18 protein-coding genes and 1 riboswitch are annotated in these 24,465 nt (G+C 73.0%); of the genes, 5 read left to right on the top strand and 13 right to left on the bottom strand.

Annotated features, from left to right (window positions below):
- Positions 1-13: 13 nt before the first annotated feature.
- The gene (locus M8C13_RS21965) at positions 14-9,442 is read right to left on the bottom strand and encodes a non-ribosomal peptide synthetase (RefSeq protein WP_252482539.1); all 9,429 of its coding nucleotides are present in this window, start codon (positions 9,440-9,442) and stop codon (positions 14-16) included.
- A gap of 197 nt (positions 9,443-9,639) precedes the next feature.
- Here M8C13_RS21965 and M8C13_RS21970 point away from each other — a divergent pair, with 197 nt between their 5' ends.
- The 3 genes from M8C13_RS21970 to sbnB are packed head-to-tail and all read left to right on the top strand — an operon-like array spanning position 9,640 to position 11,872.
- Positions 9,640-9,849, top strand: a complete 210-nt coding sequence (locus tag M8C13_RS21970; protein WP_252482540.1) for an MbtH family NRPS accessory protein — start codon at positions 9,640-9,642, stop codon at positions 9,847-9,849.
- 5 nt (positions 9,850-9,854) lie between these two features.
- Positions 9,855-10,868, top strand: coding sequence for a 2,3-diaminopropionate biosynthesis protein SbnA (gene sbnA, locus M8C13_RS21975; RefSeq protein ID WP_252482541.1), 1,014 nt, complete (start codon positions 9,855-9,857; stop codon positions 10,866-10,868).
- Positions 10,862-11,872, top strand: a complete 1,011-nt coding sequence (sbnB, locus tag M8C13_RS21980) for a 2,3-diaminopropionate biosynthesis protein SbnB (protein WP_252482542.1) — start codon at positions 10,862-10,864, stop codon at positions 11,870-11,872. The genes sbnA and sbnB overlap by 7 nt, the downstream gene beginning before the upstream one ends.
- A gap of 50 nt (positions 11,873-11,922) precedes the next feature.
- Here the strand turns inward: sbnB and M8C13_RS21985 are convergent, their stop codons facing one another.
- The 11 genes from M8C13_RS21985 to M8C13_RS22035 form a co-directional block, all read right to left on the bottom strand.
- The gene (locus M8C13_RS21985; RefSeq protein ID WP_252482543.1) at positions 11,923-12,498 is read right to left on the bottom strand and encodes a response regulator transcription factor; all 576 of its coding nucleotides are present in this window, start codon (positions 12,496-12,498) and stop codon (positions 11,923-11,925) included.
- Positions 12,495-13,106 (bottom strand): response regulator transcription factor, encoded by a 612-nt coding sequence (locus tag M8C13_RS21990; protein WP_252482544.1) that lies wholly within the window; start codon positions 13,104-13,106, stop codon positions 12,495-12,497. Before M8C13_RS21990 ends, M8C13_RS21985 begins: the two co-directional genes overlap by 4 nt.
- A gap of 176 nt (positions 13,107-13,282) precedes the next feature.
- The gene (locus M8C13_RS21995; RefSeq protein ID WP_252482545.1) at positions 13,283-14,032 is read right to left on the bottom strand and encodes a CbtA family protein; all 750 of its coding nucleotides are present in this window, start codon (positions 14,030-14,032) and stop codon (positions 13,283-13,285) included.
- Positions 14,033-14,046: 14 nt separating this feature from the next.
- Positions 14,047-14,244, bottom strand: coding sequence for a CbtB-domain containing protein (locus M8C13_RS22000; protein WP_252482546.1), 198 nt, complete (start codon positions 14,242-14,244; stop codon positions 14,047-14,049).
- 23 nt (positions 14,245-14,267) lie between these two features.
- Positions 14,268-14,444, bottom strand: a riboswitch (cobalamin riboswitch).
- Positions 14,445-14,542: 98 nt separating this feature from the next.
- On the bottom strand, positions 14,543-15,064 hold the full coding sequence (locus tag M8C13_RS22005; protein ID WP_252482547.1) for a GNAT family N-acetyltransferase: 522 nt from the start codon (positions 15,062-15,064) through the stop codon (positions 14,543-14,545).
- Positions 15,065-15,067: 3 nt separating this feature from the next.
- On the bottom strand, positions 15,068-15,679 hold the full coding sequence (locus M8C13_RS22010; protein WP_252482692.1) for a TetR/AcrR family transcriptional regulator: 612 nt from the start codon (positions 15,677-15,679) through the stop codon (positions 15,068-15,070).
- 58 nt (positions 15,680-15,737) lie between these two features.
- Entirely contained in the window at positions 15,738-16,745 is a 1,008-nt protein-coding gene (locus M8C13_RS22015; protein ID WP_252482548.1) for a PDR/VanB family oxidoreductase, read from the bottom strand.
- Complete coding sequence (locus M8C13_RS22020) at positions 16,745-17,617, bottom strand: metal-dependent hydrolase (protein ID WP_252482549.1); 873 nt, start codon at positions 17,615-17,617, stop codon at positions 16,745-16,747. Before M8C13_RS22020 ends, M8C13_RS22015 begins: the two co-directional genes overlap by 1 nt.
- A gap of 17 nt (positions 17,618-17,634) precedes the next feature.
- The gene (locus M8C13_RS22025) at positions 17,635-19,401 is read right to left on the bottom strand and encodes an SDR family oxidoreductase (RefSeq protein ID WP_252482550.1); all 1,767 of its coding nucleotides are present in this window, start codon (positions 19,399-19,401) and stop codon (positions 17,635-17,637) included.
- Positions 19,402-19,442: 41 nt separating this feature from the next.
- Positions 19,443-20,243: an FHA domain-containing protein gene (locus M8C13_RS22030; RefSeq protein WP_252482551.1), complete on the bottom strand. Its 801-nt coding sequence runs from the start codon at positions 20,241-20,243 to the stop codon at positions 19,443-19,445.
- Between the two features lie 61 nt (positions 20,244-20,304).
- A complete protein-coding gene (locus M8C13_RS22035) occupies positions 20,305-22,062 on the bottom strand; it encodes a serine/threonine-protein kinase (protein ID WP_252482552.1) in 1,758 nt (585 codons plus the stop codon).
- 143 nt (positions 22,063-22,205) lie between these two features.
- Here M8C13_RS22035 and M8C13_RS22040 point away from each other — a divergent pair, with 143 nt between their 5' ends.
- Positions 22,206-22,982 (top strand): right-handed parallel beta-helix repeat-containing protein, encoded by a 777-nt coding sequence (locus tag M8C13_RS22040; protein WP_252482553.1) that lies wholly within the window; start codon positions 22,206-22,208, stop codon positions 22,980-22,982.
- A 117-nt stretch (positions 22,983-23,099) separates the two neighbouring features.
- Positions 23,100-23,501: a hypothetical protein gene (locus tag M8C13_RS22045; protein WP_252482554.1), complete on the top strand. Its 402-nt coding sequence runs from the start codon at positions 23,100-23,102 to the stop codon at positions 23,499-23,501.
- Here M8C13_RS22045 and M8C13_RS22050 read toward each other — a convergent pair.
- The gene (locus M8C13_RS22050) at positions 23,498-24,406 is read right to left on the bottom strand and encodes a LysR family transcriptional regulator (protein WP_252482555.1); all 909 of its coding nucleotides are present in this window, start codon (positions 24,404-24,406) and stop codon (positions 23,498-23,500) included. The two genes, M8C13_RS22045 and M8C13_RS22050, sit on opposite strands and share 4 nt — an antisense overlap.
- Positions 24,407-24,465 lie beyond the last annotated feature (59 nt).

Genomic DNA, 24,465 nt, shown 5'->3' on the forward strand with positions numbered 1-24,465 from the left:
CTCTCGGTGGCGGTCAGCGCTCGCCGGGTTCGAGCAGAGCGGCGACTTCTTCGTCGGAGAGCTGGTCGATCTCCGCTTCGATCGCCGTGTGCACCGCTGCGGCGACGGTGGCGACGGTGGTGGCCTCGAACAGGCGGCGCAGCGGCAGGTCGATGCCGAAGACCGCGTTGAGCCGGGCCAGCACCCGGGTGGCGAGCAGGGAGTGCGCGCCGAGGGCGAACACGTCGTCCTCGACCCCGATCCGGTCCAGGCCGAGCACCTCGCCCCAGATCCCGGCCACGATGTCCTCGGTCGGGGTTCGCGGGGCCTGGTAAGGGATCTCCAGGTCCGGGCGGTCGATCTCGGGCTGTGGCAGGGCTTTCCGGTCGACCTTCTTGCTCGGGGTCAGCGGCAGCTCGGGCAGGAAGGTCCACAGTCCGGGCACCATGTACTCGGGCAGCCGCTCTCCGGCGAAGGCGCGCAGGTCGGTGATCTCCGGGGTCCGGTCCTGCGGCACCAGGTAGGCGACCAGCCGCCGGTCCCCCGGCCGCACCTCCCTGGCCAGCACGACCGCGGCGCGGACCGCCGGGTGCTGGGCGAGCACGGCCTCGATCTCGCCCAGCTCGATGCGGAAGCCGCGCAGCTTGACCTGCTGGTCGATCCGGCCGAGGAACTCGATGGTGCCGTCGGCCAGGTACCGCACCAGGTCACCGGTGCGGTACAGACGAGCCCCTGGCTCCACGCCGAAGGGGTCGGGGACGAACTTCTCCGCGGTCAGCCCGGGCCGACGGTGGTAGCCGCGGGCCAGCCGCACGCCGCCGAGTAGCAGTTCGCCGGGCACACCGACCGGCACCGGGTCGCCGTGCCGGTCCACCACGTAGGCCCTGGTGCCGGGCACCGGGCGTCCGATCGGCAGGGCGGCTTCGGCGCGGGCCCCGGCGGGCAGGTCGCCGATCGGGTGCAGCAGGCAGGTGACGGTGGCCTCGGTGGGGCCGTAGTTGCAGAGGAACCGGCCGGGCAGTCCGGTGCCGGCCCAGCGGCGGGCGTCGTCGACGGTGACCACGTCGCTGCCGACGTTCATCAGCCGCAGGCCGCGCAGTCTGGGGTCGCCGGGGCGCAGGCCGCGCAGGACCTCGCGGTAGTAGGCGGGGGTGATCTCCATGATGGTGATGCCGTGCTCGTGGATCCGGTCCGGCAGTTCGGCCGGGCTCCAGAACAGCGGGTCGGCGACCACGATGGTCGCGCCGACGAGCAGGGTGGCGGCGATCTGGTCCATGGCCACGTCGAAGGTCAGCGCGGACAGCAGCACCACCCGGTCCGTGGGCCGGATGTCGTACTCGCGGGCGATGATCCGGCAGTGGTGGGCGTAGGAGCCGTGCTCGATCAGCACGCCCTTGGGCCGTCCGGTCGAACCGGAGGTGAAGATCATGTAGGCCAGGTGGGCCGGGGTGGCCAGGGGCTCGGGGTTGTGCGCCGGGCACTGGGCGATGGCCTCGGCCTCGCGGTCCAGCCGGACGACCGGCCGATCGGTGGCCACGGGGCGGTCGCCGGTGGCGATGACCAGGTGGGCGGTGGCGTCCTCGAGCATGAAGGCCAGCCGGTCGGCCGGGTGGTCCGGGTCCACCGGCACGTAGGCCCCACCGGCCTTGAGCACGGCGAGCAGGGAGATCACCGCGTCCAGGCCGCGGTCCAGGCAGACCGCGACGATCTTCTCCGGACCGACGCCCCGGTCCCGGAGGTGGTGGGCGAGCCGGTTGGCGCGGGTGTTCAGCTCGGCGTAGCTGAGGCGGTCCGGGCCGAAGGTCACCGCTTCGGCGTCCGGGTGCGCCGCCACCCGCTGCTCGAACAGGGCGGGCACGCAGGCCGCGGTTTCCGGGGCGGCCGGTGGGTTCCACTCGTGCAGCAGCTGGGCGCGCTCGGGTTCGGTGAGCATGGCCAGTGCGTCCAGCGGCAGTTCGGGCCGGGTGACGGCGTGGTGCAGCAGGCGCAGGTAGTGCCCGGCCATCCGGTCGATGGTGGACCGGTCGAACAGCGCGGTGGCGTACTCGAACAGGCCGGTGAGGCTGCCGTCGGCGCGGCGGCCCAGGGACAGGGTGAGGTCGAACTTGGCGGTGTGCCAAGGAGTCTGGACGCGTTCGACGGTGAGACCGGGCAGGCGCAGCGGGGTGCGTTGGGCCTGCTGGAGCTCGAACATGACCTGGAACAGCGGGTTCCTGGACAGGTCGCGTCCGGGTTGCAGCTCGTCGACCAGGCGCTCGAACGGTAGGTCCTGGTGCGCGAACGCGTCGACCACGTGGCCGCGGACCTGGCCGAGCAGGGCGGCGAAGCTGGGCACGCCGTCCAGGGACTCGCGCAGCACCACCGTGTTGAGGAACGCGCCGAGCAGGTCCTCGGTCTCGGCGCGGGTCCGACCGGCGACCGGGGTGCCGACCGCGACGTCCGGCGACCCGGTGTGCCGGGCGAGCAGCAGCTGGAAGGCGGCCAGCAGCACCATGAACGGCGTGGTGCCGTGCGTGCGGGCCAGCGCGTCCACCGCGGCGGTGGTGTCGGCGGGCACCTCGATGGTCAGCAGGTCACCGCGACTGTCCCTTGTGGACGGTCGTGGATGGTCGGCTGGGAGTTCGAGCTGGGGCAGGTGGGCCAGGCGGTCGCGCCAGTAGGCCAGGTGGCGTTCCGGGTCGGGGCCGGTGGACCAGTGGGTTTGCCAGGCGGCGAAGTCGGCGTACTGGATCGCGGGGTCGGGCGGCGGGGTGGCTCCGGCGGTGCGGGACTCGTAGTAGCGGCCCAGGTCCCTGGTGAGCACGTCGATCGACCAGGCGTCCACCGCGATGTGGTGGGCGGTGAGCGCGATCAGGTGCTCCTCGGGGCGGATGCGGATCAGCAGGGCGCGGAACGGGATCTCGCGGTCCAGCGCGAACGGGCGGGCGGTGTCGGCGTGCACCAGGGTTTCCGCCTGGGCGACGGCTTCCTGGTAGGGCAGCGCGGTGAGGTCGATCGGGTGCGCGTCCAGGCTGGCGGGCGGGTCGATGACCTGGATCGGCTCACCGGCCGGGGCCGGGTAGCGGGTGCGCAGGATCTCGTGCCGGGCCACCACGTCATCCAGGGCACCGGCAAACGCGGGCAGGTCGAGCGGGCCGTGCAGGCGCAGCACCAGGGGCACCAGGTACTCGGCGCTGCCGGGTTCGAGCTGGTCGAGGAACCACATCCGGCGCTGGGCCGAGGACGGCGGCAACTCACCGTCCCGGGGAATCCTGGTGATCACCTCGGCTTTTCTGTCCGATGTGGACACAAGGTGGGCCAGGGACTCCACGGTGCGACCGGCGAAGACTTCCGCGACCGGGACCTCCACGCCGAATGCCTTGCGCAGCCGGAAGACCAGGCGGGTGGCCAGCAGGGAGTGGCCGCCCATGGCGAAGAAGTCGTCGGTCGCGCCGACCCTGGTGGTGCCGAGGAGTTCGGCGAACAGGGCGGCGACCGTGGCTTCCGCCGGGGTGCGGGGTTCGATGTAGTCGGCATCGGTGTCCAGGCCGTTGAGGCCGGGCAGGGCGGCCCGGTCGATCTTGCCGCTGGCGGTGAGCGGCAGCGCGTCCAGGGTGCGCAGCACAGCCGGGATCATGGCTTCGGGCAGGCGTTCCGCGAGGTGTGCGCGCAGCTCGGCCGGGTCGACCTCGGTGTTGGTGACCAGGTGCGCGACCAGTCGCTGATCTTCGCCGACGGCGTAGACCTCGACCGCGGCGGCGGTGATCGCGGGATGCTCGCAGAGGGCGATCTCGATCTCGCCCGGTTCGATGCGGACGCCGCGGAGCTTCACCTGACGGTCCAGGCGGCCCAGGTACTCCAGCACGCCGTCCGCGCGCCGGCGGGCCAGGTCGCCGGTGCGGTACAGGCGTTCGCCGGGTTCGGCCGGGAACGGGTTGGGGGTGAAGCGTGCCGCGGTGAGGTCGCCGCGGCCGAGGTAGCCACGGGCCAGGTTGACCCCCGCCACGCAGAGCTCGCCGGGCACGCCGATCGGGGCCAGCTGGTTGTGCTGGTCCAGCACCAGGATCCGGGTGTTGTCCAGCGGGCGGCCGATGGCCACGATCTCGTTCGGTTCCGCGCCGGTGTACTCCCAGGCGGTGACGTCGATGGCGCACTCGGTAGGGCCGTAGGTGTTGGTGAGCCGCACCGGGACCTGGCGGAGCAGGTCGGCGCACAGGTCCGCGGGCAGGGGTTCGCCTGCGCAGAAGACCAGGCGCAGCGCGGCGCAGTCGGCCAGGTCCGGTTGCTGGAGCAGGACGCGCAGCACGGAAGGCACCAGCTGGAGCACGGTGACCCGGTGTTCGACCATCGCGGCGACCATGGCGGCCGGGTCGCGCGGGACGCCGTCGGCGGCGACGACCACGGTGCCACCGGCGACCAGCGGGGCGAGGAACTCCCACATCGAGGCGTCGAAGCTGACCGTGGTCTTCTGCAGCACCCGGTCGGCCGGGCCGAGGCCGTGTTCGCGGATGGTCCACAGCACGCGGTTGCGGATGGCCTCGTGGCTGATCACCACACCCTTGGGGCGACCGGTGGAGCCGGAGGTGTAGATGACGTAGGCCGCGCCGGAAGGGTCCAGTGTGGACAGTGGATCGGTGCTCGACGCGGGGCCGGGTTCGTCCAGGAGCAGCAGTGGGATTGTGGTGTCCGGCAGGTCGTCGCGGATCCAGGACTGGCTGATCAGGACCTGGGCGCCGCTGTCGGTGAGCACGTGTTCGCGGCGTTGCCGGGGGTGGGCCGGGTCGATCGGGACGTAGACGCCACCGGCCTTGAGCACCGCGAGCACCGCGGTGACCAGGTCAGCGTCCCGGCGCAGGGCCACCGCGACCGCGGTTTCCGCGCGGACGCCGAGGGTGCGGAGCTGGCGGGCGAGGCGGTCGGCGCGGGTGTGCAGTTCGGCGTAGGTCAGGGTGGTGTCACCGAAGATGACCGCGTGGGCGTCCGGGGTGCGGCGGGCCTGTTCGGTGATCAGTTCGGGCAGGGTGGCGGCCGGGCACTGGGTCCAGGAGTCGGTCCAGCCCAGGGTGAGCCGGGTGCGCTCGGTGGTGTCGAGGAAGTCGATGCCGTGCAGCGGCTGGTCCGGGTCGGCCAGGACCTCGGTGAGCAGGCGGCCGTAGTGCGCGGCGAGTCGTTCCACTGTGGACCTATCGAACAGCGCGGTGGCGTACTCGAAACCGCAGCGCAGCGAGCCGTCCGCGCGCTGCAGCACGGAGAGCATCAGGTCGAACTTGGCGATCGGCCAGCTGATGCCGACCTGCTCGACGCCGAGTCCCGGCAGGGTGAAGGGGGCCGGGCCGTCCGGGCGCAGCTCGAACATGACCTGGAACAACGGATTGCGGGAGGGGTCGCGTTCGGGGGCGAGCTCCTCGACGATGCGCTCGAACGGGATGTCGGCGTGCGCGTAGGCGTCGAGTGCGGTGTCGCGGACGCGGGTGAGCAGGTCGGTGAAGGTGGGCTCGCCGCCGAGGTTTCCGCGCAGCACCAGGGTGTTGGCGAAGAAGCCGAGCAGGCCGTCCAGCTCGGGGCGGCCACGACCGGCGACCGCGGTGCCGACCGGGATGTCCTGGCCGCCGCCGTGCCGGGACAACAGGGCCTGGAAGGCGGCCAGCAGCACCATGAACGGGGTGGCGCCGTGCTGCCGGGCCAGGTTCTCGGCGGCGCGGCCCAGGTCGCCGGGCAGTTCGACGGCGATCCGGTCACCGCGCCAGTCCCGGACCCGGGGACGGCGGCGGTCGGTGGGCAGGTCCACTGTGGACAAGTCGGCAAGACTATTCCGCCAGTGGTTCAGGCGTTTGGCGAACTCCGGGGTGTCCGCGGTGGCGCGCTGCCAGGCGGCGTAGTCGGCGTACTGCACCGGGAGCGGCGCTGGCGGTGTGTCGCCGTTGCGGCGGGCGGTGTAGAGGCGGTTCAGGTCGGTGGCCAGGACCTCGGCGGACCAGCCGTCGGAGCAGATGTGGTGCAGGGTCAGCAGGAACAGGTGCTCGGTGGCGCCGACCCGGATCAGGGTCGCGCGGGCCGGGAGCTGGGTGGTGAGGTCGAACGGCTCGTGCAGGTCGGCGTGCACCAGGTCGAGTGGGTCGCCGTCGGTGGTGACGGTGGTGAACGGGATGCGGGCGGCCGGGTCGATCAGCTGGACCGGTTCGCCGTCCTGTTCGAGGTAGCGGGTGCGCAGGATCGCGTGCCGGTCGGCGAGGTCGCGCACCGCCGCGCGCAGCGCAGGTTCGTCGAGTTCACCGGTCAGGCGCAAGGCGAACGGGACCAGGTAGTCGGTCGCGCCGGGGGCCAGCCGGTCCAGGAACCACAGGCGCTGCTGGGCGAAGGACAGCGGCAGCGGCCCGTCGTGCGGCACTGACGTGATCGGCAACCGGCCCGGTTCGGCGGCGGTGATCACCTCGGCAAGGCGGGCGACCGTGCGGGCGGTGAACACCTCGGCCAGTGGCAGTTCGACGTCGAGCTGCGCGCGCAGGCGGGCCGCGATCCGGGTGGCCAGCAGGGAGTTGCCGCCGAGGGTGAAGAAGTCCTCGTGCACGCCGACCTCGGGCAGTTCCAGGAGCTCGGCCCAGACCGCGGCGACCGCGTGTTCGACCGGGGTGCGCGGTGGCACGTGCGCCAGGCCGCTGGGCAGGCGGTGCGCGGCCGGGTCGGGCAGGGCCTTGCGGTCGACCTTGCCGCTGGCGGTCTTGGGCAGCTCGGGCAGGACCACGTACTGGGCGGGCACCAGGTGGTCGGGCAGGACCAGCGCCAGACTTGACCGCAGTCCGGACAGGTCTATGTCCACTGTGGACACCAGGTAGGCGACCAGGTTTCCGGCGCGGGCGACCACGGCGGCCTCGCGGATGTCCTGGTGCGCGGTGAGCGCGGCCTCGACCTCGCCGGGTTCGATGCGGAAGCCGCGGATCTTGATCTGGGTGTCGGTGCGGGAGACGAACTCCAGCTCGCCGTCGGCGCGGTGGCGCACCAGGTCGCCGCTGCGGTACAGCCGCGCGCCGGGGGTGAACGGGTCGGGCACGAACTTGGCCGCGGTGAGTGCGCTCTGGTTGTGGTAGCCGCGGGCGACCTGGTCGCCGCCGATGTACAGCTCCCCCACCGCGCCCGGCAGCACCGGCCGCAGCTCCGCGTCCAGGACGTACATGGTGGTGTTGGCGATCGGCGCACCGATCGGCAGCGGGCCGGGGTCGAGCTCGCCCGCGCGGCGGATGAGCACCGAGCAGCCGACCGTGGTCTCGGTGGGGCCGTACTCGTTGAACACCACGGTGTCGGGCGCGTGCCGCCGCCAGGGGTCCAGCAGCGCGCCGGTGAGCAGTTCGCCGCCGGCGACCACGTGCGGGGCCGCGGTGCGCAGCGCCTCCGGGGAGAGTTCCTGGCCCAGCACACCGACGTGGGTCGGGGTGAGCTTGAGCAGGTCAAACCTGTTGTGCTCCAAGGTGTTCACCAGGGCGTCGAGGCCGGGTGAGCCGTCGTCGGCGGTGAGGGTGACCGGCACGCCGGAGAGCAGCGCGGGGTAGAGCGAGGTGACCGGCAGGTCGAAGGCGACCGAGGAGTACAGCGTGCTGCCGTGGGTGTGGCTGCTGTAGGCGGAGGCAGCCCAGCTGACGTAGTTGACCAGGTTCCGGTGGGTGATCGTGACGCCCTTGGGGCGGCCGGTGGAACCGGAGGTGAAGATCACGTAGGCGGCGTTGTCCGGGCAGGCGAGCTGGACCGGGGCGACGGCGCCCGTGCCGCCCTCGCGCGCGGGCACCGTGGTGGTCGCCCCGGTCCAGTCCGCGGGCCTCAGCTCGGCGCTGGTGACCAGCAGCGAGACCCCGGCCTCGGTGAGCAGAACGGCCAGCCGGTCGGGTGGGTCGGCCGGGTTGAGCGGCAGGTAGGCGCCGCCGGACTTGAGCACGCCGAGCAACGTCGCCACCAGGTCGAAGCCGCGCGGCAAGCAGACCCCAACCAGCGACTCCGGGCCGATGCCGCGCGCTCGCAGGTGGTGCGCGATCTGGTTGGCGTGTTCATCCAGCTGGCGGAAGGTTAGTTCGCCTTCGGGGCCGCGCAGGGCCACTGCCGCCGGGGTGCGTTCGACCTGGGCGGCGAACAGTTCGTGCAGGCAGCCGGTGGGCAAGGCGGTGGCGGTGTCGTTGTACTTGGTGACCAGGTCGCGGTGGTCCTCGGCGGAGATCAGTTCGATCTCGGCCACCGGTGTGTCCGGTGTGGACAGTGCGGTGCGCAGCAGCTGCTGGAAGCCCTCGGCGAGCCGGCGCACGGTGGGCTGGTCGAACAGCGCGGTCGCGTACTGCAACCTGGCCGCCAGGCTGCCGTCGGCGCGGATGTCCATGTCCAGCAACAGGTCGAACGGCGTGCCCAGCAGCGGGGTGGGCACCAGCTCGGTATCCAGGCCGGGCAGGGTGAGCGGTTCGGCGACCGCGTTGCGCAGGGAGAAGGAGACCTGGAACAGCGGGTTGCGGGACAGGTCGCGGTCCGGGGCGAGCTCGGCCACGATCCGCTCGAACGGCGCCTCCGCGTGTGAGAAGGCGGCCAGCGCGTTGGCGCGCACCCGGTCCAGCAGGGTGGCGAAGCTGGGCCGCCCGGAAAGGTCACCGCGCAGCACCACGGTGTTGGCGAACAGGCCGATCAGCGGTTCGGCCTCAGTGCGGGTGCGTCCGGCGACCGGGGTGCCGACCGCGAGGTCGGTCTGCCCGGTGTAGCGGGCCAGCAGGGCCTCGAAAGCGGCCAGCAGCACCATGAACCGGGTGGCGCGGCGATTGCGGGCGTAGGCGTCGACCTGCGCGAGCAGCTCGGGCGGCAGCTGGAAGCGGACCACGTCGCCCGCGCCGTCCCAGACGGTGGGTCGTGGCCGGTCGGTGGGCAGTTCCAGCGGGGTCAGACCGGACAGGCTGGTGCGCCAGAAGTCCAGCAGCCTGGCCAGCCGGTCGCCGGTGAGCCGCTCACGCTGCCAGGCCGCGAAGTCCGCGTACTGCAACGACAACTGGGGCAGCACGGCCGAGGGACCACCGGTGCGTTCGCGGTACCCGGCGGCCAGCTCGCGGGCCAGCACGCCCCAGGACCAGCCGTCGAAGGCGATGTGGTGCACCACGAACAGCAGCAGGTGTTCCCGGGCGGCCAGCCGGATGAGGGTCAGGCGCAGTGGCGGCGCGGTGCTCAGGTCGATCGGCCGCCGCAGCTCCTGTTCGACGAGTTCGGCCGCCCGGCGCTCGGCATCCGTTGTGCCGCTGAGGTCGTGCCAGGCCGGGGTGGTGTCCACTTCGGACTCAACGACCTGACCGGCGGTGGTGTAGCGGGTCCGCAGCACCTCGTGCCTGGCCACGATCGCGGCGAACGCGCCGGTCAGCGCGGGCACGTCCAGCTCGCCGCGGACCCGCAGGGCCAGTGGCAGCAGGTAGTCCGGCGCGCCGGGCCGGAGCTGGTCGAGGAACAACAGCCGCTGCTGTGCGAACGATGTCACCCTGGCACCGCTGTCCACCGGTCACCTCCACCTGCTCGGCCCTGGTCCACCGAAGACTGCGGCCCGCACCGGCACCGCCACCAGGGAAGGAGCGGCAGCGCTCGCCCGCCACCTCGGGTGCGCGTTTGTCCCTATCTCGCACGGGATGCCAAACGGCACGCTCGGCGGGCCAGTACCCCGACCCCCGGAGGACGGTCATGACCGAGGAGAACGACGAGGCCGTGTACCGCGTCGTGCGCAACGACGAGGAGCAGTACTCGATCTGGCGGGCCGACCGCGAGCTGCCGCTGGGCTGGCACGCCGAGGGCACCGAGGGTTCCCGCCAGGAGTGCCTTGACCACATCGGCCGGGTGTGGACCGACATGCGCCCGCTGAGCCTGCGCCGCCGCATGGAACAGGTGAGCTGACCGGCATGAGCGGCTACGGCGCCGGTTCGGCCGGGGTGCTCGGCACGATCGGCGGGACCCCGCTGGTCGAGCTGACCAGGTTGTGGCCCGGCAGCGGGTTCCGGGTGCACGCGAAGCTGGAGGCGGCCAATCCCGGTGGCAGCATCAAGGACCGGTCCGCGCACGCGATGCTGACCGAGGCGGTGCGCACCGGCGCGGTGGTGCCCGGCCGGTCGGTGGTGGTGGAGTCCAGCTCCGGCAACCTCGGCATCGGTCTGGCCCAGGTGTGCCGGCTGCTGGACCTGCGGTTCGTGTGCGTGGTCGACCCGCGCACCAACCCGCAGAACATCGCGATCATGCGGGCCTACGGCGCCGAGGTGCACACCGTCACCGAGCGGGACCCGGCCACCGGCGAGTACCTGCCGGTGCGCAGGCGCCGGGTGCTGGAACTGCTCGCGACCATCCCGGATGCCTACTGCCCCAACCAGTACGGCAACCCGCGCAACGCGTGGGCGCACCGCGGCACCATGCGGGAGATCGTGGACGCGCTGGACGGCCGGCTGGACTTCCTGCTGTGCACGGTCAGTTCGGCAGGCACGCTGCGCGGCTGCGCGGAGTACGCGCGCGAGCACGCGCTGGGCGTGCGGATCATCGCGGTGGACGCGGAGAGCAGCGCGATCTTCCACCCACCGGTCGGCAGGCGGCTGATCCCCGGGCACGGCGCGGCGGTGCCGCCGGAGCTGTTCCGGCCGGGGCTGGCCGATGAGGTGGTGCACGTCAACGACCTGGACTGCGTGGTCGGTTGCCGCAGGCTCGCGGTGCGGGAGGCGATCCTGGCCGGTGGCTCCTCCGGCGCGGTGGTCAGCGCGCTGCACCGGCTGCGGGAGCGGATCCCGGCCGGGGCGAACTGCGCGCTGATCCTGCCCGACCGCGGTGAGCGGTACCTCGACACGATCTACGACGACGACTGGGTCGCGGCCCAGTTCGGCGACGTCACCGAGCTGTGGAAGGACGACGCGATGGAGGGGGCCAGGTGCTGATCCTCGGCAACGACGCGGTCCGGCGGGTGCTGGACGGGCGGGAGCTGGAGGTGCTGGCCGCGGTGCGGCAGGCCTACGTGCAGCACGCGCGGGGTGAGACCGCGTTGCCGCACTCGGTGTTCCTGCGCTTCCCCGACGACACCCGCAACCGGATCATCGGGCTGCCCGCCTATCTCGGTGGGGCGCAGGCGGTGGCCGGGATGAAGTGGATCGCCAGCTTCCCCGGCAACGTCGAGCTCGGCCTGCAGCGGGCCTCGGCGGCGATCGTGCTGAACTCCATGCGCACCGGCAATCCCGTTGCGCTGCTGGAGGGTTCGACGATCTCCGCGCGCCGCACCGCGGCCAGCGCGGCCCTGGCCGCGGCCACCCTGCCCGGCGCCACACCGGATTCCGGGGTGACGCTGGTCGGCACCGGGGTGATCAACCGGGAGGTGCTGCGGTTCCTGCGGGTGGTGCGGCCGGAGCTGCGCGCGGTGACCGTGTTCGACCTGGACCGCGACCGGGCGGAGTCCTTCGCTACCCGCTGCGGCCCCGGCCTGACCGTCACGGTGGCCGCCGAGCTGGCCGAGGCCCTTGCCGCGCACCGGCTGGTCTCCTTCGCCACCACCGCCTCCGTGCCGCACACCGACCTGAGCGCCTGCCATCCCGGCACGCTGGTGCTGGGCCTGTCCCTGCGGGATGTCACCATCGACGGGGTCCGCGCGGCGGTGAACATCGTCGACGACCACGACCACGTGTGCCGCGCCGCCACCTCGCTGCACCTGGCCGAGCAGCACCTGGGCCACCGCGAGTTCATCACCGGCGCGCTCGGCGACCTGCTCACCTCCGGCACCGAGCACCACCGGCATCCGGACCGGGTGACCCTGTTCTCCCCCTTCGGTCTCGGCGTGCTCGACCTGGCGGTGTCCGCGCTGGTGCTGCGGCTGGCGCGGGAGTCGGGGCTCGGGGTGGAGCTGACCGACTTCCTGCCCGCCGGGGAGGCCGCGATGAGCTCCACCGGCTGACCCGAGAAGGCCCCGTCGTCGCCGACGGGGCCTTTTTCCTTGGCAGGGCGTCAGATCAGTCCGGCCCGGACCGCGCGGGCCACCGCGTGCGAGCGGTTGCGCACCTGCAACCGGGCCATCAGCTCGTAGATCACGTTCTTCACGGTGTGCTCGGAACAGGACAGCGAGCGGGCGATCGCGGCGTTGCCGTGCCCGTCGGCCATCAGGGTGAGCACCGCGGTCTGCCGCGCGGTGAGCGTGCGCGGCGCGGTCACCGCCGCCGGTTCCGGCCCGGACAGCAGGCGGACCAGCACCTCCGAGGGCAGGCGGCCGTCACCGTGCCGGGCCGAGTGCACCGCGGCGACCAACTGGTCAGTCGTGGTGCGCCGGGCGTGCAGCAGCACGCTGACCCCGGTGCGCACCGCGCGCAGCACCCCGGCCGGGGCGAAGGTGTCGGCCAGCACCATCACCGGCCGGTCGCCCGGGTCCGCCGTGGCGTCCAGGGCCTCCTCCACGGTGCCGCCCGCGGCCAGGGTGACCGGCGCGGCGGCCGGGTCGACCGCGATCCCCGCCCTGGCCAGCAGTTCCAGCGCGCCTGCCCTGGCCAGGGCGTCGGTGGCGGCCAGCCGCACCCGCAGCGCGGTCACAGCAGGCCCGCCCGCAGCGCGTAGGCCACCGCGTGCGCCCGGTTGCGCAGCCGGAACCGGTGCGTGATGTCGTGCACCACGCTCACCACCGTCCGCGGCGAGTAGCACAGCTGCTGGGCGATCTCCCCGGTCTCCCGGCCGTCGGCGACCAGCCGCAGCACCTCGCGTTCCCGCTCGTTCAGCGCCACCCCGCCGATCCCCGCGCGCGGCACCGGCCGGGCGCGGTGTTCCAGCAGCTCGTCCAGCAGGTCGGGCGGCACCGTGCAGTCCCCGCCCGCGGCGGCCAGCACGGTGCGGGCCAGCCGGTCCGCGCTGGCCTCCCGGCGGCGCAGCAGGCCGCGGGCGCCCGCGGCGATGGCGTGCAGGGCCTCCGCCGGGGCCAGGTCGGTGGCCACCAGCACCACCTCGGGCCGGTCCGGCCCGTCGCGGGTCTCGCGCACCAGGTCGAGCACGCTGTCGGCGACCGCGTCCACGATCACCACGGTCACCTCTGGCGGCTCCCCCGGCCCGGCCACGGCCAGATCGGGGCAGCTGTGCAGCGCACCGGTCGCGCCGGCTTCCAGCATCGGGTCCAGCGCCACCACGCTGACCCGTACCGGCTCACCCATCCGGTTCCTCCTCGCTCGTGTTGCCTCCTGCCGTCAGCCAATACGTGCCGGCGCGGCGGCACATCGGGTCCGACCACCCACATTTCCGCGGGGCCGGGCGCTGACCACCCACAATCGCCCGGACAGCGCGAGGCCCGGCGGTCCAGGGTGAGCAGTGGACCGCCGGGCAGGGTGGTTCAGGCCGCGAGCGCGGGCGCCTCCGCCGTGCGCTGCTGACGGTCCAGCAGCAGGCCGAAGGCCGCCGCCAGCACCGCCCACACGGTGGCCAGCTGGATCAGCGAGTACAGCCGGAACTGCCACAGCAGCGTGCCGGGGATGTCCGCCGGGATCGGGTCGTTGTTGGCCGGCAGCAGGAACACCACCAGCGCCAGCAGGACCACAGTGGACAGTCCGGTGACCGCGAGCCTGCTGGAGCGGTCCCAGCCCTTGCCCGCCAGGAACCGGTTGAACCACGGCGCGAGGTTGGCCAGCACCAGCCCGGCGACGATGACCGCCAGGTACAGCAGGGTGCGTTCCTCCACTGTGGACGGATCACCGACACCGGGCGGGTTGGCCGGATACTTCAGGCCTGGCAACAGGGAGACGACCAGGAAGCCGACGCCGCCCAGCAGCAGCGCACGGTCGAAGTCGGCCCGGCCGGGCAGCCGGTGCCGCAGCCGCGCGTAGACGACCGCGAACACCGCGCCGATGGCCAGTCCGAACACCACGGTGGCCAGCAGTCCGCCGAGCAGCTGGGTGCCCCGGTCGAACAGCTCGCCATGGTGCCCGGCCGCGGCGGGATCGGCCGGGCGGGCCTCCTCCACCGCCAGCGCGGCCTCCAGTGGGACCTCGGTGAGGAAGTACTGCACCGCGGCGCCTGCCAGTCCGGCCAGGACTCCGGCCAGTGCGCCGCGGGCCAGGGTGGATCCGAAGGTGGGCGTGCTCATCAACGCGCCCCCGCTCAGTGGCACGGGACGCCGAGCGCGTGCCGCCCGTCGTGCGCGAACTCGTGGATGAGCTCCGAAGCGTGCGCCAGCACCAGGCCGTTCTCCTGGAGCAGCACGTACAGCACGATCAGCGCGGCGGCGGCGACCAGGTAGGACCAGGCGGGCACCGGGATGGCGGTGGGACGATCGGGGGACGCGGCGGATGCCGACATGTTCTTCCTCCATGCCTCGTGGACGGTTCCAGACGCGCCGCAGCCGGTCTCCTGGCTCCCGGATCACGGCCACGTCTCTCGCCTTCCCAGACGGCGAACCGTCCAGTGGCCTGGATCGAGACGGGCTTCCCCGGTCACAGTGGCGAGGACCACGCCGGAATCGCACCGGCTTCCCGAACACTGCGGCCCCGTGACGGTAGGCCACCGCACGGCGGCCCAGCCAGCGCCGAACGGGTCATCAGCATCACGATCAGGCCGCGAAGCGGTGGCGGGCGGAACTTTCGTCGCGCTCGCGCGTTCAGGCGGCAGGATCGGGGGCCGGGTCGCTGCGCAGCCTGCTGTACAGGTAGCCGTCCCGCCACTGGCCCGCGCGCCATTCCACCGCGCGCAGCACGCCCTCGTGCTGGAAACCGGCCTTCACCAGGGAACGCTGTTCAGCGTGGTTCTCCGGGTGGGTGCCGGCCTGGATCCGCTCGGCCGGGGTGTGCAGGAACAGGTAGTCGCACAGCATCGCCTGCGCCCGCCAGCCGATGCCCTGGCCGCGCCACTCCGGCAGCAGCACGATGCCGATCTCCCAGTACCGGCCGCGGCCGTGGCTCCTGCTGTCCCAGCTGACCGAACCCGTCGCGGTGTCCTCGACCTCGACGATCAGCCGGCCGCCGTCCTCGCCGAGGTAGCCGTCCACCGGGAACCGCCGGGTGGCCGCGCCGGGATCGCGGAAACCGTGCCAGTCCAGGCCGACCAGCCAGGGTTCGGTGGCGAACCGGCGGAACAGGGCCAGATCCGGCTCGGTCACCGGGCGCAGGGCCGGCACGGGCACCGCTCACACCTCCGGGGCGATGCGGGTGAGCAGTTCCGCGACCACCGGATCGCGGGTGGCGGTGGCCGCGGTCATCGCGGCCAGTTGGTCGATCAGCCAGCCGATCAGCTCCTCGCGGGTGTGGTCGCGTTCCTGCAACCAGATCAGCAGGCTGCCCTCGACCACCGCGACCCAGCAGCGCAGGGTCAGCAGCAGGAACGGGCTCGGCTCGGTGACGCCGGTGACGTCCAGGATCTCCTGCACCGCGAGGTGGCGGACCTCGTCGACCAGCGCGTCGGTGTCCCTGGTGGCGACCACGGATCCGCTGCGCAGCAAGGCGATGTAGGCGGTGGCGTAGGTGTCGGCGACGTCGACGAACACGCCGAGGGAGCGCCGCAGCTGGTCCAGCAGGGTGCCGGGCTCGCGCCGGGTGAGCCGGTCGACCAGCTCGTCCACCGCGGTGCGCAGCGCGGCCACGTGCAGTTCGCGCAGGCTGCCGAAGTAGCGGTAGAACAGGGCCCTGGAGACCTCGGCGTGGGTGATGATGTCCTCGATCGACACCAGTTCCGGGGCGCGGCTGCTGTACAGCTCCAGGGCGGCGCTGATCAGGTCGTCCCGGCGTTCGGCCGGGGACATCCGGCGTTTGCGCCGGGGCTGGCTGGTCTCGGTCAGTTCAGTCATGTCCGGTTCATCATCACAGATCCAGCGTCAGCCGGGTGTGCGCTCGGACCACGCAGATGCGCGCCTGGTCCGGATCATCGGCCAGATGGCGGCGGTCGGGCACACCGTCGAGCACCCGGACCCGGCAGGTGCCGCAGAAGCCCTGCCGGCAGGAGTAGCCGACCTCGGGCAGCACGGCGCGGATCGCGGTGAGCGCGGAGACATCGGCCGGTACCGGCACGGTGATGCCCGTGCGGCGCAGCTCGACCTCGAACGGCGCGCCGCCGAGCACCGGTGGCGGGCTGAAGCGTTCCCGGTAGAGCGGCCGGGACACCGGCACGGCCCGGCGGACCGCGGCGAGCATGGGTGGCGGGCCGCAGCAGTAGACCACCGAGTCGGCGGCATCGACCAGGTCGGCGGCCGAGGGCGGGCCGCCCTGCTCGTCGTCGGCGTGCACCCGCACCCGGTCGCCGTGACCGGCGAGCTCGGCCAGGAACGGCATACTGGCCCTCGACCGTCCACTGTAGACAAGCCGCCAGTCCGCGCCGGCCCTGGCCGCGGCCTGCGCCATCGGCAGGATCGGGGTGATCCCGATACCGCCGGCCAGGAACAGGTAGCGCGGGGCGGGCACGAACGGGAAGGCGTTGCGCGGTCCCCGGATGCCCAGTTCGTCCCCGGCGCGCAGCTCGTGCACCTCGCGGGAGCCGCCACCGCCGTCGGCGATCCGGCGGACCGCGATCCGGTAGGCCGTCCGGTCCGCCGGGTCCCCGCACAGCGAGTACTGCCGCCACCGGCCGGAGGGCAGGCAGAGGTCCAGGTGGTGCCCCGGCTGCCAGGCGGGCAGCGCGGCGCCGTCGGCGGCGACCAGGCGCAGGCTCACCACGTCCTCGGCCTCGGCGCTGACCCGCTCGACCCGCACCCGCCGCGGCGGCTCGGGCGGCAGGTCGACCGGCCGGCGACCGCGCAGCAGCCGGATGTAGCGGTCCATCGCGCGGGCCGCCCACCCGGCCAGCCGGTCGGGCGGCGCGTCCTGGTGGGCCATCAGTGCTCCGCGGCCCGCGCGGCGGGCGAGGTCGCCAGGTAGGCCACGGCCTGGGCGGTGGAACCCTCCTGGGAGGGGTGGTAGGAGCGGCGGAAGAAGGTGGCCATCTTGCGCAGCAGCTGGCCGTAGCTGGGCAGCAGACCCTTGCGAGCACCGCGGCTGACGTCGCGCCAGCGCGGCCGGACCCGCCCGCCCAGCTCCGGATCGGCCCGCAGCAGGTGCTTGAGGCCGCGCACCCACAGCAGCACCAGCACCGGTCCCACGATCACCATCGCGCGCAGCCGGCGCAGGTAGCTACTGTCAACGTGGGTGTACAGGTCGAAGGCGACCGAGCGGTGCTCGACCTCCTCCGCGCCGTGCCAGCGCAGCAGGTCCAGCATGGTCGGATCGGCGCCCGCCCGGTCCAGGCCGCGCGCGTCCAGGATCCACTGGCCGAGGAAGGCGGTGACGTGTTCCACCGCGGCCACGTAGGCCAGCCGTTCCACCAGCCAGGCCCGCTGACCCCGGGCGTCCAGGTCCCGGTCGCCGAGGATCCTGGCGAACATCCACTCCACCTGCCGCACGTACGGGTCCGGGTCGATGCCCTGTGCCCGCAGGTGTTCCTGCGCGCCTTGGTGGGACTCGGCGTGCACCGCCTCCTGCCCGACAAAGCCGATCACCTGCTCGCGCAGCTCCGCGTCCCTGATCAGCGGCAGGGCCTGCTGGAAGACCTTGACGAACCAGCGCTCGCCCTCGGGCAGCAGCAGGTGCATGACGTTGATGATGTGGGTGGCGAACGGCTCGCCCGGCACCCAGTGCAGCGGGGTGCGGCTCCAGTCGAAGTGCACGTCGCGGGCGCTGAGGACCAGGCGGTCGGGTTGCTCGTGGCTCATGGGTCGCTCCGGTGCGGTCAGTGCGGGGTCAGGTCGCGGCGGGCGGCGGCGCGCAGCAGACCGGGGGTCAGGCGGGAGAGCAGCAGCCCGGCGTGCGCCTCCGGGGTGACCGGCGCGAGCGGTTTGTCCTGCTGCACGGCCAGCAGGATGGCGCGCGCGACCTTCGCGGGCGGGTAGTTCCGCCTGCGGTACAGGGCGGCGGTGCGGTCCCGGCTGCGCTGCTGCTGACTGTCGTCGAGGCCGACGAAACGGGTGCTGCGGGTGATGTTGGTGTTGACGATGCCGGGGCAGACCGCGGTGACGCCGATGCGGTGCGGGGCCAGCTCGGCGCGCAGGCACTGGGTCAGGGTGAGCACCGCGGACTTGGTGGTGGCGTAGGCGGGCAGGGTGCGCGAGTAGAGGTAGGCCGCGGCGGAGGCGATGTTGACCAGGTGCCCGCCCTCGCCGCGCTCGACCAGCTGGTCGGCGAACAGGCGCGAGCCGTGGATGACGCCCCACAGGTTGACGTCGATGACCCGCTGCCAGTCCTCGGTGCTGGTGTCCAGCAGCGCCCCGGCCATGCCGATGCCGGCGTTGTTGACCACCACGTCCGGCACTCCCCTGCCCCGCCGGACCTCCTCGGCGAAGGCGGTCATGGCCTTCTCGTCGGCCACGTCCACGGTGTGCGCGCTGGCGGTGACGCCGAACCGCTCGGCCAGCTCGGCCGTGCGCGCCGCCGACTCACCGTCCACATCGGACACCACGACGTCGGCGCCGTGCTCGGCGAAGGCCAGCGCGGTCTCCCGCCCGATGCCGCTGCCCGCGCCGGTGACCAGCACCAGGTGGTCGGCCCAGCGCTGCTTGGGCCGGATCGGGCGGATCCGGCGCAGCGACCGGGTTTCCGGGCCGCCGTCGACGTGCTCGGCGAACTCGGTGACGCAGCGCGCGATGACCTCGGGCCTGCTGCGCGGCAGCCAGTGCCCACCGGCGATCCGCCGTACCCGCAGGTCGCTGACCCAGCGGGCGAGGTCGGTCTGCACCGGCGTGCTGACGAACGGGTCCCTGGTCGGCGCCAGCACCTGCACCGGCACCTCGGTGCGCCGCTGGGCGGGCCGGGCGAACCGGGGCGGCATGTTGGCCCGGTACAGCTGGAGTCCGTGCAGACCGTCGGCGAGCACCGGCGGCGGGATGGCGACCCCGTCGCCGAGCTTGACCAGGCGTCCCATCACCTTCGGCAGGATTCCGGTGCGCCAGGCCAGTTCCGGCGCGAACGGCAGCTGGAAGAAGCCGATGTAGCCGGAGAACACCAGCTGTCGCAGCAGTTCCCGCAACCCGCGGGGGCTCGGCCTGCGCAGCCGGTCCCGGATCCAGTGCCCGGCGTGGTCCAGGCAGGGCCCGGAAATCGAGGTGTAGGAACGGATCCGGGCCTTCAGCGCCGGGTCGGTGACCGCGTGCCAGGCTTGAATCGAGCCCCAGTCGTGGGCCAGCAGGTGCACCGGTTCGTCCGGGCTCACCGCCGCCGCCACGGCTACCAGGTCGGCGACCAGCCGGTCCAGGAGGTAGTCCGCGCGCGCCGTGGGCTTGCCGGACTCCCCCGCGCCGCGCACGTCGTAGGCGACCACGTGGAACCGCTCGGCCAGCCGCGCCGCGACGTCCGTCCACACCGAACTGTCGTCCGGGTAGCCGTGCACGCAGAGGACGGTCGGCGCGGCGGGGTCGCCCCATTCCCGCACGGCCAGCCGGACCCCGTCACCCTGGACGAACCGGGTGCGCCCGGCCTCCGCAGGCACCACGTTGTGAGACATAATGTCATGTTAGACATTCTGTCAATAGGGGTCGGCCGGGCTCACTCCACCGGGAACGGATCGTCGAGCAAGCCCAGGTCCGGCGGCACCAGCGTGGTGGAGAGCACCAGCTCGCGCAGCAGGTTGTCGTTGAGCGCGTTGCCCACCGGCTCGCCCACCTCGGCCTTGGTCAGCCCGGCCACTCCCCCGGCCGACAGGCGCGCCCGCACCTCGGTGACCATGTGCTCGACCCGCTTGATCGTCCACCCGGCGCCCGGCTGCAAGCCGGCCAGCACCTCCGCGGTGTGCTGCCGGGACATCGGCTGCGGCCGCGCGTCGTGCAGCAGGTACCGCTGGCCCAGCACGACCAGCATCAGCTTCTCCTCCGGCCGCAGCACCCAGGTCCGCGGCGGCCGGGTCTGCTCGCCGTGCCGGGGCTGCGGACGGCCGCCGTCGGAACCGGCGACGTAGACCTCCAGCAGGTGCTCACGGTTGCGCGCGCCGCGGATGAACAGCGGCGTGTAGCCCTCCTCCAGCGGCACCTCGTCCTCGCCGCCGCACAGCAGCAGCGCGCCGGGGAACCTGATCGGCAACCGGCCGGTGTTGCCCACCCACCACTGGCCGAACCGCCTGGTCAGCACGCCGTGCCGCCGGCTCACCTGCACGTCGTCCTCGCCGACGCAGACGTCGACGTCCGGCCGGTTGCGCCCGAAGCGGACCTGCTGGCCCTCCATCGGCGCCATCCGCACGCCGCCGGTCACGGTCAGCGCGTACACCTCGCCCGGCGCGGCGCGTTCCACGCCGTGGGCCAGGCTGCGGTGCTTGCGGGGCAGCAGCACGCCGCCCGCTCTGGGTGTGGTCATTCCGGCCTCCTCGCACCGTCGTGGGGCCAGTCTGCGCCCGCGCTGCCGGGACCCCTCCCGATCACCGTGCCAGGCGCGCCGCCACCTGGCCAGCCGCGGCCCGCGCCGGTGCGCACAGCTGTTCGCCGGGCTGGTCGTCGCGCAGCACCACCCGCACCACCTCGATCATCGGCTTGCCGTCGGGACCGGTGTAGTCGCGGTGCACGATGGCCGCCTCGCAGGTCCGCTCGCCGTAGCCGTCGGCCTCGACGTAGGTGGCCCGGCCGCTGAGGTCGATCCGGTCGCCGTCCCGCTCACCCATCGGCTGGTCCCGGTCGAAGATCACCAGCAGCGTGCGGCGGCCGCGTTCCCACTCGCAGAGCCAGTTCCCGAACCCCGGGCCGGGCGTGGCCGCGCCGCCCAGGGCGGTGGCGACCTCCTGCTCCGAGACCAGCGCGCAGGCGTCCAGACCGGCCAGTGAGCCGGGCGGAGGTTCGGCCTGGCGGAGCGGGATCTGCCCCCGGCCCAGCACGAGCACCGCGCCGCTGGTCACCGCGTCGGCCATCGCGCACAGCTCGGCCCGCCGGTTGTCGATGTGCTTGGCGCTGACCACGATCCGGTAGCCGTCGTTGAGCTGGACGGTCCGCCGGCACTGGCCGTTGCGCTCCGGGGCGCGGTCGATCGAGGCGACCGGGGTAGCGGTGACCGCGGCCGGCGCGTTGCCCGCGCGCGGTTCCAGCTCGACCCGGACATCGGCCTCGTCCCTGGGGTCGGGGCTGAGCCGCACCAGCACGTCGCAGCGGTTGAAGTTGCCGTAGTCCGCGTCCAGCCGGGCCTGGCCGAACCGGCTCAGCGCGGCCGGATCGGTGAGCGCGCACGGGTCCGCGGTCCGCGGGTCGCCGGTGACGGAGTCCGGTTCACTTCCGGCGTGGCGCCACACCAGCGTGCCCGCGACGAGCCCGGCCGCCACCGCGGCGGCGGCCAGCGCGAACCCCCAGCGGCGGCGGCGCACCGCAGGCGGGATCCGGATGGTGGCCTCGCTGCCGCTGGCCACCTCGCGCAACATCGACTCGGCCTCGGCCGCACTGGGCCGGTCCCTGGGTCGCTTGCGCAGCAAGGCTGCCAGCACCGGGCCGAGTGATCCGGCCAGTCGCCACGGCTCCAGCTGATAGCCGGCCGCGCGGTGCACCTGGCCATACGGGTTGACCGTGGCCTGGCCCCACGGCGAGCAGCCCTCCACCGCCGCGAACAGCGTGGCGCCCAAGGAGAACACGTCCGCCGGGGAGTCACCGGCCTCGCCCTTGGCGACCTCGGGGGCGAGGAACCCGGGCGTGCCGTCCAGCTCGGCGCCGCCCGCGCGGGTCTCCTCGGTCCAGCGGGCGATGCCGAGGTCGGTCAGCTTCGCGGTGTCCTTCGCGGTGAGCAGGACGTTGCCCGGCTTGACATCCCGGTGCACCAGGCCGTCCTCGTGCATGGCGGCCAGCGCGGCGGCCAGCTGCGCGCCGATCCGGGCGACCCGCTCCGGCGGCAGCGGACCGTCCTCGGCGAGCACCCGGCCGAGGTCGCGGGACTCCAGGTATTCCATGACCAGCCAACGGTCCTCGCCGTCGAGCAGCACGTCGAAGACGGTGACCACGTTGGGGTGGTTGAGCCCCGCGCCGAGCCGGGCCTCCCTCCTGGTCTGGCTGCCCCCGTGCCCGTTGTCCGCCGACTGCGACCGCTTGAGCGCCACCGTGCGGTTCAGCTCCAGGTCGGTCGCCCGCCAGACGACCCCCATCCCCCCGGCGCCCAACCGCTCCTCCAAGCGGTAACGCCCAGCGATCAGGTGACCACTGCGCATGCGGTCAGTGTAGGGAGCCGGGGAATGGCCGGCGGCCGGGTTCTCCAGTCAGCCCGGTGCCGGGAACCCTCCCGTCCGCCGGACCTAGCGTCCGCGGCCTCCGGTGCGGCAACCCGCCGGGGAGGTGAAGAGGAGGGATCCACATGATCGGAAAGGTGTCGGCGGTCATCGCGGCGGCGGGGGTCGTCGTGCTGCTCGCCCCGGCCGGGGTCGCGGGACCGGCCAAGTCACGATTGGTGATCAGCAAGGGCGGCACGGCGGAGCGGCCGCTGGTCGTCGACGGCACGGGCAAGGACGTCGGCGGCATCACCGTCAACGCCAGCCACGTGGTGATCCGCAACTTCCGGCTGGTCCAGCCCGAGGCGCCGGGGATTCGCGCGCAGGGCAACGACATCACCATCGAGGACAACACGATCACCAAGCCGCGCAACGGTGACGGCGACGGCATCCGGTTCTTCGGCACCGGGATCAAGATCCTGCGCAACACGGTGTCCGGCACCAGCAACAAGTTCGGGCACGCCGACTGCATGCAGACCTACGCCACCAACACCCCGGCCAGTCAGGACGTGCTGATCGAGGGCAACCGGTGCGAGCAGATCGACAACATGTGCCTGATGGCCGAGGGCCCGAACGAAGGGGAAGGCAGCGGACGCGGGCACTCGCACCACTTCACCATCCGCGGCAACTACTGCGAGACGCTGAAGGCCGCGCAGGCGCTGATGTTCGAGGACATCCAGCACGCCACCATCGAGCGGAACACCTTCGCCGCCTCGCCGGTGAAGGCGATCGGCCTGGCGATCAAGTCCACCAACGCGACCGTGCGCGAGAACAAGGTCAGCCCGGGTATCCGGTACGAGGTCGGCATCGACAGCTCCTCCCGGCCGGGCTACCAGGGCCCCAAGCCCGGCGGCCGCCCTTGACCCGCCGGGGTATGCGCGGAAGGCATCACCACCAGTAAGAACCGGCCTTGGACGCCTCCCCGGTCCGCCCCGGAAGCTGGCACCGACCGCAACACCGCAGCGACCGTGGAGGCAGCCATGCCCGAACCGGCCCCACTCCTCGCCGACCACCAGGGCTGGACCGCCGAACTGCACGCGGAGTTCCGGCGCAACGAGCACAACGGCCACGTCGGCGGCCGGCTGATCGAACAGACCAGGTGGACCCGCCTGTGGGAGATCCACCTGCGCCCCGGCGAACGCCTGCCCGCCCACCGCCACGTGCTCGACTACTCCTGGACCGCCGTGCACAGTGGCCTCGGCCGTCAGCACAGCCACGACGGCACCACCCGCGAGGTGACCTACCGGTCGGGAGACAGCAGGTTCCTGCGTTTCCCGGCCGGCCACTTCCTGCTGCACGACCTGGAGAACATCGGCTCCACGCCGCTGTTGTTCATCACCACCGAGTTTCTGACCAGCCCCAACCCGCCCCTGCCGCTTTAGCACTCGGCGGGCGCGGGCAGGTGCGGCGGCACCACCTCGGCCGCGCGTTCGAGCAGGTCCAGGAAGGCCCCGGTCATCGGATCCGGCGCCCGCCGGGTGAACGCGGCCACCGGCCGCCGCACCGCGGGCTCCGGAAAGGCCACCGTCACCGCGTCGGTCGGCGCCAGGATGTTCGCCGGCACCAACGCGATCCCCAGCCCCGCCGCGGCCAGCCGGGGCGCGGCACTGGTCTGCGCCGTCCGCACCGACACCACCGGGCTGAACCCGGCGGCCGCGCAGGTCCGGTCCACCACCTCGGCGAGCCCGTTGACCGGATCGAAGTGCACCCACCGCCGCTCCGCCAGCTCCGCCACCGGCAACCGCCGCCCGGCCGACGGCGCCTGCTCCCCCGCGGGCAGCACCAGCACGAACTCCTCCACCCCGAGCTCCCGCACCGGCCCGTCCCACTCCCTCGGCCGGGGCGAGACGGCGAGGTCGGCGAACCCGTCCCGCACCGCCTGCTCCAGCTGGTCCCGATGGGTGAACTCGGTGATCCGCAGCTCCACCCCGGGATGCTCCTCCCGCCACTGCCGCACCACCGGCAGCAACGCCCCCAGGGTCAACGACTGCACCACCGCCACGTGCAGCTCCCCCGCCAGCAGCCCCGCGGCCCGCCGCCCGACCTCCCGCACCCGCCGGGCCTCGGCCAGCGCACTCCGCGCCGCGGGCAGCACCGCCCGCCCCACCGCGGTCAGTTCCACCCCGCGCGGCAACCGCTCCAGCAGCGGCGCGCCCACCACCCGCTCCAGCTCGCGCACGCTGCGCGACAAGGCGGGCTGGGTCAGCAACAACACCTCGGCCGCAGCCGTGAACGTGCCGCAGTCCACCACCCCGACAAAACACTCCAACTGCCGCACCGTCACCACGCCCGCACCCTAGGGCCGTTGTTGACGGGGTTTCCGGGCGGGACTATGTTCGGATGTAG

Origin of the sequence: Crossiella sp. SN42 (genome assembly GCF_023897065.1) — a bacterium.
Taxonomy (GTDB): Bacteria; Actinomycetota; Actinomycetes; order Mycobacteriales; family Pseudonocardiaceae; genus Crossiella.

Excerpts from the sequence above, each read along its gene's own strand:
- sbnA (WP_252482541.1), top strand. The coding sequence starts at position 9,855 with ATGAGCGGCTACGGCGCCGGTTCGGCCGGGGTGCTCGGCACGATCGGC.
- M8C13_RS22030 (WP_252482551.1), bottom strand. The coding sequence starts at position 20,243 with ATGACCACACCCAGAGCGGGCGGCGTGCTGCTGCCCCGCAAGCACCGC.
- M8C13_RS22010 (WP_252482692.1), bottom strand. The coding sequence starts at position 15,679 with ATGTCCCCGGCCGAACGCCGGGACGACCTGATCAGCGCCGCCCTGGAG.
- M8C13_RS22000 (WP_252482546.1), bottom strand. The coding sequence starts at position 14,244 with ATGTCGGCATCCGCCGCGTCCCCCGATCGTCCCACCGCCATCCCGGTG.
- M8C13_RS22020 (WP_252482549.1), bottom strand. The coding sequence starts at position 17,617 with ATGAGCCACGAGCAACCCGACCGCCTGGTCCTCAGCGCCCGCGACGTG.
- M8C13_RS22040 (WP_252482553.1), top strand. The coding sequence starts at position 22,206 with ATGATCGGAAAGGTGTCGGCGGTCATCGCGGCGGCGGGGGTCGTCGTG.
- M8C13_RS22015 (WP_252482548.1), bottom strand. The coding sequence starts at position 16,745 with ATGGCCCACCAGGACGCGCCGCCCGACCGGCTGGCCGGGTGGGCGGCC.
- M8C13_RS21990 (WP_252482544.1), bottom strand. The coding sequence starts at position 13,106 with ATGGGTGAGCCGGTACGGGTCAGCGTGGTGGCGCTGGACCCGATGCTG.
- M8C13_RS21970 (WP_252482540.1), top strand. The coding sequence starts at position 9,640 with ATGACCGAGGAGAACGACGAGGCCGTGTACCGCGTCGTGCGCAACGAC.
- M8C13_RS22035 (WP_252482552.1), bottom strand. The coding sequence starts at position 22,062 with ATGCGCAGTGGTCACCTGATCGCTGGGCGTTACCGCTTGGAGGAGCGG.
- M8C13_RS22025 (WP_252482550.1), bottom strand. The coding sequence starts at position 19,401 with ATGTCTCACAACGTGGTGCCTGCGGAGGCCGGGCGCACCCGGTTCGTC.
- M8C13_RS21995 (WP_252482545.1), bottom strand. The coding sequence starts at position 14,032 with ATGAGCACGCCCACCTTCGGATCCACCCTGGCCCGCGGCGCACTGGCC.
- M8C13_RS22045 (WP_252482554.1), top strand. The coding sequence starts at position 23,100 with ATGCCCGAACCGGCCCCACTCCTCGCCGACCACCAGGGCTGGACCGCC.